Here is a 12622-nt window from a genome sequence, read left to right as displayed (position 1 = left end):
TTTGGTCCAGCAGGAATTGTGTTTGGTGCTTTAACAATTAGTAAAGGTAAAAAGACACACGGTATTATCATTATCGTCGCTGCAATAGTATTCACTATTTTAGGGTTCACTTTAGGATATATTATTGCATCAAATGCAGGTGCATAATTTTACCAATAGCTTTTAAGATAAATCATATGAAGTAGAATAGTTAAATTTAGTAAGAAAATAAAATACAGCTATAAATTCAGCCATTCATTTTGAAAAAGAATGAATGGCTATTATTATAGGAAAGTTTAATGAATTTTAATGAATTAAAATTGATATAGGGGATGAGACCATGCAATTTAAATTAAAAGAAAATGAACTAATCGATTATTTAGAACTAAAATATCCTGAGTTAAATTTTGTTAAAGGTAGATTTTTAGTAGGACAACATAAGCAAGAAGACTTACATGTGTATTATTTAGGAGAAGATACGTTTGCGTGTGTCACTATTGCATTTAAAACTTTTGAAATTAAAGATGCTGATATTTTAGATTATGCACCTGTTATAGAGATAAGACTTAAAGATGGTATGTTATTTAGAAAAATGCGAATTGTAACTGAAGCGGGTATATTAAAATATGGCACATCTAAAGTGTTGCTAAGTGACTTTCAAAAAGAAAACTATGACAAGTTTATAGATGGAAATAAAGAAAAAGTGATTTATAAAGAAGGAGCGTTCCAATAGTTATCATTTCAGCATAGGGTATATTTACACATACATATAAAAATGATAATATAAAAATTAAATAATTAATATTATAGAATATGAGGTATAGACATGAATAAATTAATATTCATTACAACATTGAGTTTCGGCATCGTATATTTCTATAAGTATCAAATGGAAAAATATAAGTATCAAAGTGATATTGTTGATATTGAATCAGTAGAAGATTTGATTTAAGTATACTTGTTTTACTTTAAGTGGGTGAACTAATTATAGTTTGCTCATTTTTTTGTTTTTTAAATATTTTAAATAGGCCAATACTACAAGCAATAGGGCAATTATGCTATAATATCATGTATTATTGTGTAGAATAAGGGAGTAGTAAATTGGAAAATAATGTAAAAATTCAAACGAAACAAATTATTAAACAGAACGGCGATAAAGAGAAGTTTGATTTTACTACTGAGGGATCATGGCACAAACGTCAGTCTCACATCATTAGATATAACGAAAATATAGATGATGCCAAAGTGAATGTAACGATTAAGATAGAGGACGACGGCGTAAAATTGATCCGTAAAGGCGACATTAATATGAACTTTCATTTTGTAGAAGGTGTGGAAACAACAACCCTTTACGATATACAAGCTGGACGTATTCCATTAAATGTTAAAACGTTAAGTATTCTACATTTTGTAACACCAGATGGTGGTAAACTGAAAGTACATTACGAACTATATCAAAATGATGAAAAAATGGGTTCATACCAATATGAAATAAATTATAAGGAGTTAGGCTAATGAATATTATCGATCAAGTAAAGCAGACGCTTATTCAAGAAATAGAAGCAAGTATTAAAAAAGCTGAATTAGCAGAAGATATTCCAGAAATTAAAATTGAAATACCTAAAGATGTAAAGAATGGTGATTATTCAACAAATATCGCAATGGTATTAACTAAAATTGCTAAACGTAACCCAAGAGACATTGCTCAAGCGATTGTCGACAACTTAGATGCTAGTAAAGCACATGTTAAACAAATTGATATTGCAGGACCTGGATTTATTAATTTCTATCTAGACAATCAATACTTAACTGACATCATTCCAGAAGCAATCCAAAAAGGACATCAATTTGGGAATGCAGAAACATCTAAAAACAAAAATATTTTACTTGAATATGTATCAGCCAACCCAACTGGTGATTTACATATCGGTCATGCACGAAATGCGGCTGTTGGTGACACGCTAGCTAATATTTTAATTGCAGTTGGATATAATGTCACACGTGAATATTATATTAATGATGCTGGTAATCAAATTTCTAATCTTGCGCGCTCTATCGAAACACGTTTCTTTGAGGCGTTAGGTGATAACAGTCATGAAATGCCTGAAGATGGATATAACGGCAAAGATATTATTGAAATTGGTAAAGATTTAGCTGATAAACAACCAGAAATTAAAGATTATAGCGATGAAGAACGTTTGAAGACATTTAGACAGCTAGGTGTCGATTATGAAATGTCTAAATTGAAAAAAGATTTATCAGATTTCCATACTCATTTTGATAGTTGGTTTAGCGAAACATCTCTTTATGAAAAAGGAGAAATTAAAGAAGTATTAGCTAAAATGAATGAATTAGGCTATACCTATGAAGCAGATGGTGCGACTTGGTTACGTACATCTGACTTTAAAGATGACAAAGATAGAGTTTTAATTAAAAAAGATGGCAATTACACTTATTTCTTACCTGACATTGCCTATCATTTTGATAAAGTTCAACGTGGAAATGATATTTTAATCGATTTAATGGGTGCTGACCATCACGGTTATATTAATCGTTTGAAAGCGTCACTTGAAACTTTTGGTGTAGACAGTGACCGATTAGAAATTCAAATCATGCAAATGGTACGTTTAATGCAAAATGGTGAAGAAGTTAAAATGAGTAAACGTACAGGCAACGCGATTACTTTACGCGAAATTATGGATGAAGTTGGTGTGGATGCTGCGCGTTACTTCTTAACTATGCGTAGCCCAGATACACACTTTGATTTTGATATGGAATTAGCAAAAGAACAATCTCAAGACAATCCAGTGTATTATGCACAATATGCGCATGCTCGTATTTGTTCTATCTTGAAACAAGCTAAAGATCAAAGTATTGAGGTTAGTACTGATGTTGATTTTTCAAAAATTACTAATGACAAAGCAATTGAATTATTGAAAAAAGTAGCTGAATTTGAAACTACGATTGAAAGTGCTGCAGAATCAAGAGCACCACATCGTATGACTAATTACATTCAAGATTTAGCTTCTCATTTCCATAAATTCTATAATGCTGAAAAAGTACTTACAGATGACATTGAAAAAACAAAAGCACATGTTGCATTAATAGAAGCGGTAAGAATAACATTAAATAATGCTTTAGCATTAGTTGGTGTGTCAGCTCCAGAAACAATGTAGTAAATAGTATAAAACAAATTGTCTCAAATACCCTTATAGCTGCGGTTATAGGGGTATTTTTAATATAAAGAACTAGAAAGTGGTGAAAAATTGTTACACACACAAGAGTTATATGACATTCTATATCAAAATATGGGGCCTCAACATTGGTGGCCTGCCGCCAGTGAAATAGAAATGATGTTAGGAGCAATACTCGTCCAAAATACAAATTGGAAAAATGCAGACTTAGCCTTAACATCTTTAAAACATGAGACAAATTTTAATCCACAACACATTTTAGATATACCACTAGAAGACTTACAACAAATCATTAAATCGAGTGGATTCTATAAAAATAAAGGGAAGGCTATACATGCTTTATTATCATGGTTAAATGATTATCAATTTAATTATGAGGCTATTGTTTCAAAATTTGGAGACGATTTGAGAAAGGAATTATTAAAAATTAGAGGCGTCGGCAGTGAAACGGCTGACGTATTAATAGTTTACATTTTTGGTGGAATAGAATTTATTCCAGATAGTTATACGAGACGTTTGTATGCCAAATTAGGATATTCTAATACTGATAGTTATGATAAGTTTAAAAAAGAAATTCAATTACCAAGTACTTTTACGAATCAAGATGCTAATGAATTTCATGCTTTGTTAGATAACTTTGGAAAGAACTACTTCAATATTAAAAATGGCACACATTATACCTTTTTAGATCCGTATTTTGAATAAAATATTGTATATAAAGAATTATGATAAGTATTGGTATTCTTTGATTTTGTGAACTTTAATCATATAATAATCATTTTAAAATTAATCATAACTATAAATTACTATTATTTTGAAAACGTTTGAAAAACAATATATAAATTATATAATAGGAGATAAGAAAAAATAGGAGAAATGATTATGATTAATGCATATAAAAAGTTTTGGCAATATGCTTTTACGTGTGAAGGACGGACACGACGCAAAGATTTTTGGTTAGGTGCTTTATTAAATATTATTTGTTTAATAATCATGGCGATTATTGCTGCATTAGTTTTTGCACATATGGAAAATGGTAAAGTTTTATACGATATTGTGTTTTATATATTTTATGTTGTGCTGGCAATACCTATGTTTTCGATATCAGTGAGACGATTTCATGATATAGGTAAAGGAAAAACAATACCAATCATCTATTTGGTTTTAACATTACTATCCCCTATATATCAGATTAGTGAGGATTATAAATGGATTTCTCAAATTTCTGATTCAAATGTAGCATTATTAATAATTATAGCTATTGTCTCAATAATTCTTGCAATAGCATCTATTGTCATTTCAATTATGGCTCTAGTTTACTGTGTTAAGGATAGTGAAGAAGGAACGAATCAGTATGGTCCCAATCCTAAAAAAGTTAAAAATAAAGGAGATTAATTATGATTAATGCATTCAAAAAATCTTGGCAAAACGCCTTGATATTAGAAGGACGAACTCGAAGAAAAGATTTCTGGTGGGCCTTGTTGGGTAATTTTATTTTATTAATTATACTAGAAGCAATTCTTAGTTCCTTAACTAATATTACAGGTAGTTTGACAATAGTAATCGGTATTTTATTTAATGTGATTGCTTTATTAATTTATTTTGTTATTTTTACACTATCAGTAAGAAGATTTCATGATATAGGTAAAGGAAAGACTATTCCAGTTATCTTTCTAATTTTAACAATTCTTTCATTGTGTAATAATATTATCAACTTATTTAATTTTAATTACCAAATAAACCAAGATAACCATATTTTAATTGGTATTTTAGGTGTGATTTCTTTTGCGTTTGTAATACTAGCTATTGTCATTTCAATTATGTCTTTAATCTATTGCATACAAGACAGTGAAAAAGGAACAAACCAATATGGACCTAATCCTAAAGGTGAGACAACTCAATCTTAAATAAATACTAATTTTTTAAAACTGTGTTACGAGCTTTGTAGCTTATAATACAGTTTTATTTTGTATAAACTCATCAGCAACTATAAATTAATTCTTAAAAAAGGGGACTTATATTTACAAATTGACATTATCCTAGTGAATAAGTAAGATAAAAAAGTTATAATCAAATGATAATACGAGTCGCTTGTTTAATTACTATGAATGAGGGTGGTTTCATGCCAAGTAATCAACGAGATTTTACACATGGTAATATATTTAAATCTTTATTCTTTTTCTCAGGACCAATCATGCTTACAAACCTTCTTCAATCTTCGTTTCAGATTATTGCGAGTTTATGGGTAGGTAATTTATTAGGTGCACATGCTTTAGGTGCAGTTGCAATTTCAACGACGATTTTACTTACAATGCTTTCTTTTATTATTGGTCTCAATAACGCAGTATTAACGATATTGTCTCAATTTTTCGGTAAAAAAGATTATCAAGGTTTAAAACAATATTTGAATGCCTTTGTTGTTGTTATGACGACGATGGCAATTATTTTTGGTGCACTTGGATTTATCTTTTCAAAGCAATTATTATTATTGATGGGAACACCGGAATCTTTATTAGGGCAAGCAAATACCTATTTACAAATAAGCTTTTTAGGTATTTTGTTCTTATTTGGATATAATTTTGTAAATACTGTGTCACGTGCGCTTGGAGATAGTAAAACACCGATGCGTATCGTTTTTCTAGCTGTTGTACTCAATGCTTTTTTAGCCCCATTATTTATAGGTGGATTTAAGTTAGGCATAGCGGGTGCGGCACTTTCAACTGTTGTATCTCAAGGTCTAGCATTTATTTATAGTTTATATCATTCAATGAAACACGAATTAGTTCCCTTCACCATTCCTAAAGTACCATCTATAGAACAAGTGTTATTAATATTAAAATTAGGGATACCAGCCGGTCTACAAATGGCTGTTATTCAAGGCGGTAATGCAGCTATTTTAAGTGTAGTGACTCAATTTGGTGGAGATACTGTAGCTGGTTTTAGTGCATCTCAAAGATTAGATAGTTTAATCATGTTACCGGCAATGGCACTTGGAACGGCAGTAAATAGTATGGCAGGTCAAAATATTGGTGTTGGTGATTGGAAAAGAGTTAGACAAATTGCCAAAGTATCTGCATTATATAATTTCATGATTATGACTACGATTGCATTAATTGTTATTTTAGTTGCAGATGTTGCAATTAGATTCTTTATTCAAGATCCTGAAGCCGTTAATTTTGGGAGTCATTACTTGAGAATTGTAGCGCTTTGTTATCCATTCTTAGGCTTAAATTTTGTGTTTAATGGTATTGTGAGAGCATCAGGAGCCATGTATCAAGTGTTAATTTTAAATATCATCTCATTCTGGATACTAAGATTTCCATTAACTGAGCTTTTTTCAAAAATGTTTGGTCAAAATGGTATTGCTATAGGTATGGGAATTGGTTTTATTATAAGTAGTATCTTTGCAGTCTCATATTATCAATTTGGAAAATGGGATCAAAAAGTCATCACTGAAGAAAATAAGTAATAGATTAAAACAAAGAGGTCGGGACAAAAGCGCTTAGGATTTGAGCAGAACCGGACGATGAGCAAAATTGTTTCTCAAATTTTGTCGAATCGTGAGAGCTTCTGCCGAAAATCCTGCTTTTGGGACGCCGTTAATCGGTTTCCCAGAGCACAAAAACTTTATGTCTCAACCTCATTTTTGTTTAAAATCAATGTAAAAATAAATTATATTTTGAAAAAATGAAAAACCTAATGAAATTTGTATAGAATTTGATATGATTAAAAGAAAGATTATACATATAAAAATTAAACTGAATGGAATGAGAATATATGAAACGTCATTTGTGGATAGTCATGATAGCTACAATTTTAATTCTAGCAGGTTGCAGTCAAGGTAATGATTCTAAATCATCTAATAATAAAGATAAACAAGCTTCTGATGGAAAATCACCATATCATCGAATCGTTTCGCTAATGCCAAGCAACACAGAAATTCTATATGAACTTGGTTTAGGAGACAATGTAGTAGGTGTATCTACAGTAGATGATTACCCTAAAAATGTTAAAAAAGGGAAAAAGCAATTTGATTCAATGAACTTAAATAAAGAAGCGTTATTAAAAGCAAAACCTGATTTAATACTTGCGCACGAATCACAAAAATCATCATCTGGAAAAGTATTAGATTCACTAAAAAAAGACGGGATTAAGGTCGTCTATGTGAAAGATGCTCAATCAATTGATGAAACATACGATACATTTAAATCTATAGGAAAGTTAACGCATAAAGAAAAACAAGCGAATCAATTAGTCAAAGAAACGAAAGACAATGTAAATAAAGTAGTGCAATCTATTCCAAAGCATCATAAAAAACAAAATGTATTTATTGAAGTATCATCAAAACCAGATATTTACACAGCAGGTCAACATACTTTCTTTAATGATATGTTAAACAAACTGCAAGCTAAAAACAGCTTTAATGATATTGAAGGTTGGAAATCTGTAAGCAAAGAAAGTATTATAAAGCATAATCCAGATATATTTATTTCAACTGAAGGAATGCCCCAATCTGATTATAAAAAAATCATAGAAAAACGTGGTGGATTCGATAAAACGAATGGGGTAAAACACAATCGTATTGAAACGGTAAATGGTGACGAAATATCACGACCAGGACCTAGAATTGATGATGGATTAAAAGAATTAAGAGACGCTATTTATAAAAAATAATATGAATTTAAAAGTACTAGCAGAAACATGTCAGACCTATAAGTAAAGTTTTTAGATAGGTGGTAACTTGAATGGCTAGTACTTTTTTTATTTAAAATTTGTTATGATGAGCACGATATCTATATTGTAAATAGGAAAGAGAATAAAATGAAAAAGTTGAAAACAATTTTAATATGGGCATTATTATTAATAGTGATTACTTTAATAAGTTTGGTATGGCAAATTGGTGATTTATCAGATCCATTTAATCAAACTATTTTATTGAAAGTTAGATTACCAAGAGTGATAGAAGCTGTACTTACGGGAGCAACTTTAACTTTAGCAGGTCAAATGTTTCAGACTGTACTTAATAATCCATTAGCTGATAGTTTTACGTTGGGGTTAGCAAGTGGAGCAACATTTGGTTCAGGTTTAGCACTTTTTCTTGGTTTAAGTTTCTTATGGATTCCTTTTTTCTCTATTGGCTTTAGTCTTATTACACTTGTAATAGTGTTAGGACTAACTATGGCATTATCTCACGGGTATCCTGTGCGAGTTTTAGTACTCATTGGTTTGATGATAGGTGCCTTATTTAATGCTTTATTATATATTTTGATTTTAATTAAGCCACAAAAATTAAATTCAGTAGCCAACTATTTATTTGGAGGATTTGCCTCTGCTGAAATTGAAAATAATATAGTGATAGCTATCGTATTAATTGTAGCTATTGTATGTTTATCCTTATTAATCCGTTCTATTAAATTATTGCAACTGGGTGAATTGAAGGGGCAGTCTTTAGGTTTAAATGTTCAACGTATTACATTTATAGTACTTACTATAGCTTCAATTATAACGGCAGTTGTCGTAGCCTATGTGGGCATTATCGGCTTCATAGGTATGATTGTGCCTCAATTAGTCCGTCGTTATTATTGGCGTTTTGAGTTAGGAATACAGATGATTTTGAATACAATCATTGGGGCTACTGTTATGATAATGGCAGATTTCATAGGAAGTACGGTTATTCATCCAATACAAATACCAGCCAGTATAGTCATGGCATTACTAGGTATACCAGTATTATGTTATATATTATTATCTCAATATAAAGTATTACGCTAATCCTATTCATTTGCTAAAATAGGAATTAATAAACTATGAAGAGGTTACTAAGATGGATTTGAGTCATATAAAAGCAATTGTCTTTGATTTAGAGGGGACATTGCTAGATCGAGTAAAATCACGTGAGAAATTTATAGAAGAACAATATGAAAGATTTCATGATTATTTTGTCCATGTACAGCTCGCTGATTTTAAAAATAAATTTATCGAGTTAGATGATGATGAAGATAATGATAAACCGGATTTGTATAAAGAAATTATAAAGCAATTTCATATTGATAGATTAACTTGGAAAGATTTATTTAATGACTTTGAGATGCATTTCTATCGTTATGTCTTTCCTTATTATGACACGTTATACACTTTGGAGAGATTGTCTAATGCTGACTATCTTATTGGTGTTATAGCTAATGGGAAATCAAAAATAAAGCAATTCAGATTACATTCTTTAGGTATTATGCATGTGATTAATTACTTATCTACTTCTGAAACAGTAGGTTATCGAAAACCCCATCCAAAAATATTTGAAGATATGATTGATCAACTAGATGTTAAAGCAGAGGAGATTATGTATGTCGGAGACGATGCTTTAAATGATGTCGCACCTGCACGTGCCATGGGAATGGTAAGTGTATGGTATAAACAAGAATATGCTGAAATAGAGCCTCTTAAAGAAGAAGTAGATTTTACAATTACAACAATCGAAGAATTATTAGATATATTACCGAAAAACTTTAACTTAGAAGGAGAACAATCTAATGGATTTATTTACTAGAAATGATGGAACAACATTACACTACAATACGTTAGGCGAGGGTTATCCTGTAGTGCTTGTTCATACAGCATACGATAATTATTCTGTTTTTAATAATTTGGCTAAAAAGCTTGCTAAATCATTTCAAGTGGTGTTGATCGATTTAAGAGGGCATGGATACTCTGATAAGCCTAGAAACATAGTATTTAAAGAGTTTTCAGATGACATTATCGCATTATTAGATTACATATACATAGACCAAGCTGCATTTATTGGCCATGAACTAGCTACTATGATTATATCTGATATGGCTGTAAGATATCCTGACTATGTTTCTTCATTAACTTTAGTTAATCCTACATCTGTTGAGGGAGAATTACCTGAAGAACGATTATTTAGAAAATATGCTCATAAAATACGTAATTGGAATGATGAGGAACAGTCTAAATTTTTAAATAATAAAAAATATTACAAACCACGTAAAATGAATAAATTTTTAAAACATGTAGAAGATACGAATGCTATTTCAACAAAAGAGGAAATACAAGCTATCGAAGAGGTATTTAAATCTAAGGGTATTGCTGAAGTATTTTCAGAAGTAGAGGCACCGACGCTAATTATTGCTGGAGAATATGGAGAAAGAACAACAACATTAGAAGCGAAAGAAGTATTAGATTTAATAGTACACGGAGAATTTTTAGTGTATAGTGCTTCTAGTTTATATCCATTTGTAGAAGAGGAACATAAGTTTATTGATGATGTATCCACATTTATCAAGCAACACATACGTTGATAAACAATGTAAACATTGGTTTAATGAAGGGTTTATGTAAGACTTTAGAATGAAATTTGTAATGTTTTTGTAATATTATTGTCATTTTAGTAATATTTATAGTATACTAACAGTAAGCACAAGAAAGAGATATTGATAAAAAGGAGCGTGTGCTTATGAAAAAGCTAATGGCATCATTACTTGTTTCAGGTCTAGTTGTCACAGGAGTAAACGTTAATCACGTTGAAGCAGCAACTGGAAATTCACTTCAAACCGTTCAACAAATCACTCAAGGCGATCAATCATTAGAAAATGTTAAAATAGGCGAGTCTATTCAAAGTGTTTTAAATAAATATAGTCATCCAATTTATTCTTATAATGAAAATGGGTCAGAACACTATTATGAATTTAGAACACATAAAGGCGTTCTATTAGTTACAGCAGATGGCAAAAAAGATAAAGGTCACGTGACACGTGTATCTATGACTTATAATAAAGCTGACGGACCAACATATAAATCAGTTAAACAAAATGTAAGCCCTAGTGCTGTAAGCCGTGTACATTATAATAAAGTAACTGGTAACTTTGGTTATATCCAAGATAAAAATGCAAGCTATCAATTTAGCTCAAATTCACCTAAAGATAAAAATGTAAAACTTTATAGAGTGGATTTAGGTAAATAAAATAGCGTTTAAAATAGCTAATAACCGATAAACATATTCATAAATGATATACATGTCATAAAGTTAGGAACTTAGTTCAACTTTAAAGGTGTACATCAATATTTTGAATATATGTTTGTCGGTTATTTTGTGTTTTGAATAAATAAAATTAGTTTATTTTATCTAGGATAAACTTAACCATTAGTATAAAATTAAATTTAAGTGTAAAGAAATCACGAAAATATTATGTTACAATGCTATATTGATAGTAATTAAAGCGTGTTTAATATTTTAAAATTTATGTATAGAGTGAAAATAGTATGCTTAAGTTTTCTTCTTAAGTAGTTTATCGAATAAAATGAACATCAAGAAAGTGTTATTAAAGGAGCTTAATATGAGGGTAAATGATAAAGTTTTACTTGAAAATATCAATGACTATTTCAGTCATAAAGGTATGTCGCCTAATCTAATTGATGATATAAAAGAAAAGTTTCGTGTAGATATCCAAAAGTCAGAAGCCAAAGACCAAGATTATATAGAATATAGAGGTAAATCTCCAGCACAAATTATATTGATTATTCAACGTAATTTATTTGCTCTTGAACTTAATCCTATTATCTTTTTTATCATTAATTTTATTCTGATTTCTTATTTATATGATAAACAGTATGTTCAATTTCAGGCGATTACTGGTATCAGTCTATTTTATTGTTTAGTTATTTTTCCAATATCAATTTGGATTTATGTCAGAATTAATAAAAAGAACTATCTCTACAGTAACCGGTTTGAAATGATATTTGGATTTATTATAGCAGCAATTGCGATTATACTCATTACGATGCAAGGTTTCCATTTTAATTGGTCGATTATTCCAATATCAATATATGGCCATCAATTTGTTTTCTTTGTCGGAATTGTTTTAGCTATAATCGGAATTTATTTTAGAAAATTAGAATTCACTGGTTTGGGATTGTTAGTTTGTCAAAAAACGATTGATGCTATGGTTTCAAATCCAGATGTTGCACAAATATTCTCATTAGTCATTTGGATTTTATTAGTGATATTAATTATTTACTGCACTATTAAATTATCAGAACGTACAAAAAGTTAATAAATCTATATTAAAGCCTTCATTAAGAAAAAGTCTTATGAAGGCTTTTCTTTATTTTATTTGAACACTAAATGTAGCCTGAGACATTGTTTTATGTCCCAGGCTCGTACATTTAAATGAAAAAATGTAACAAGAAATTTATAAGGTTAAAGTAAGTTGAATACTATCTAATCATCATTGCGGGGGCAACACTAAGAAATCAGAGATTTCAGAGTAGCGCCCTAAGAAGTTCTAAGTAATAAAATTACTAAGTTGCAGAGGAACGCCTGAGCTAAAGCTCATGCCACGCAGTAGCTGATTGATAACTAAGCATCGTAACACTCGTTAGTTATCTAATCATCTTTGCGGGGCAACACTAAGAAATCAGAGATTTCAGAG

At 30.2% G+C, this 12622-nt stretch carries 15 protein-coding genes; all 15 read left to right on the top strand.

What is annotated here, in order from left to right:
• Window positions 1-18 precede the first annotated feature (18 nt).
• The 15 genes from HMPREF3125_RS13035 to HMPREF3125_RS06520 all read left to right on the top strand — a co-directional run bounded on the left by HMPREF3125_RS13035 (window position 19) and on the right by HMPREF3125_RS06520 (window position 12244).
• Complete coding sequence (locus HMPREF3125_RS13035) at window positions 19-147, top strand: hypothetical protein (RefSeq protein WP_256278076.1); 129 nt, start codon at window positions 19-21, stop codon at window positions 145-147.
• A 172-nt stretch (window positions 148-319) separates the two neighbouring features.
• Window positions 320-712, top strand: coding sequence for a hypothetical protein (locus tag HMPREF3125_RS06580; RefSeq protein ID WP_070452646.1), 393 nt, complete (start codon window positions 320-322; stop codon window positions 710-712).
• A 93-nt stretch (window positions 713-805) separates the two neighbouring features.
• A complete protein-coding gene (locus tag HMPREF3125_RS13030; RefSeq protein WP_017636361.1) occupies window positions 806-931 on the top strand; it encodes a hypothetical protein in 126 nt (41 codons plus the stop codon).
• A gap of 149 nt (window positions 932-1080) precedes the next feature.
• Window positions 1081-1494, top strand: coding sequence for a YwiB family protein (locus HMPREF3125_RS06575; RefSeq protein WP_070452643.1), 414 nt, complete (start codon window positions 1081-1083; stop codon window positions 1492-1494).
• Window positions 1494-3155 (top strand): arginine--tRNA ligase, encoded by a 1662-nt coding sequence (gene argS / locus HMPREF3125_RS06570; protein WP_070452640.1) that lies wholly within the window; start codon window positions 1494-1496, stop codon window positions 3153-3155. Before HMPREF3125_RS06575 ends, argS begins: the two co-directional genes overlap by 1 nt.
• Before the next feature lie 90 nt (window positions 3156-3245).
• Window positions 3246-3878 (top strand): endonuclease III domain-containing protein, encoded by a 633-nt coding sequence (locus HMPREF3125_RS06565; RefSeq protein WP_017636358.1) that lies wholly within the window; start codon window positions 3246-3248, stop codon window positions 3876-3878.
• Between the two features lie 177 nt (window positions 3879-4055).
• The gene (locus HMPREF3125_RS06560; RefSeq protein ID WP_017636357.1) at window positions 4056-4568 is read left to right on the top strand and encodes a DUF805 domain-containing protein; all 513 of its coding nucleotides are present in this window, start codon (window positions 4056-4058) and stop codon (window positions 4566-4568) included.
• Between the two features lie 2 nt (window positions 4569-4570).
• Window positions 4571-5080, top strand: coding sequence for a DUF805 domain-containing protein (locus tag HMPREF3125_RS06555; RefSeq protein ID WP_029056396.1), 510 nt, complete (start codon window positions 4571-4573; stop codon window positions 5078-5080).
• Window positions 5081-5295: 215 nt separating this feature from the next.
• The gene (locus tag HMPREF3125_RS06550) at window positions 5296-6642 is read left to right on the top strand and encodes an MATE family efflux transporter (RefSeq protein WP_070452637.1); all 1347 of its coding nucleotides are present in this window, start codon (window positions 5296-5298) and stop codon (window positions 6640-6642) included.
• Between the two features lie 308 nt (window positions 6643-6950).
• Window positions 6951-7847, top strand: a complete 897-nt coding sequence (locus HMPREF3125_RS06545; RefSeq protein WP_070452634.1) for an ABC transporter substrate-binding protein — start codon at window positions 6951-6953, stop codon at window positions 7845-7847.
• A 147-nt stretch (window positions 7848-7994) separates the two neighbouring features.
• The gene (locus HMPREF3125_RS06540; protein WP_070452631.1) at window positions 7995-8945 is read left to right on the top strand and encodes a FecCD family ABC transporter permease; all 951 of its coding nucleotides are present in this window, start codon (window positions 7995-7997) and stop codon (window positions 8943-8945) included.
• 52 nt (window positions 8946-8997) lie between these two features.
• Complete coding sequence (locus tag HMPREF3125_RS06535; protein WP_029056399.1) at window positions 8998-9720, top strand: HAD family hydrolase; 723 nt, start codon at window positions 8998-9000, stop codon at window positions 9718-9720.
• Complete coding sequence (locus tag HMPREF3125_RS06530) at window positions 9704-10492, top strand: alpha/beta fold hydrolase (RefSeq protein WP_029056400.1); 789 nt, start codon at window positions 9704-9706, stop codon at window positions 10490-10492. Before HMPREF3125_RS06535 ends, HMPREF3125_RS06530 begins: the two co-directional genes overlap by 17 nt.
• Window positions 10493-10647: 155 nt before the next feature.
• Window positions 10648-11154 (top strand): SA0570 family protein, encoded by a 507-nt coding sequence (locus HMPREF3125_RS06525; RefSeq protein WP_017636350.1) that lies wholly within the window; start codon window positions 10648-10650, stop codon window positions 11152-11154.
• Window positions 11155-11527: 373 nt separating this feature from the next.
• Window positions 11528-12244, top strand: a complete 717-nt coding sequence (locus tag HMPREF3125_RS06520; RefSeq protein WP_070452627.1) for a hypothetical protein — start codon at window positions 11528-11530, stop codon at window positions 12242-12244.
• Window positions 12245-12622 lie beyond the last annotated feature (378 nt).

The sequence above is a fragment of the Staphylococcus sp. HMSC13A10 genome, assembly GCF_001808005.1.
Taxonomy (GTDB): Bacteria; Bacillota; Bacilli; order Staphylococcales; family Staphylococcaceae; genus Staphylococcus; species Staphylococcus pasteuri.
This window is presented reverse-complemented; position numbering and strand designations above follow the sequence as displayed.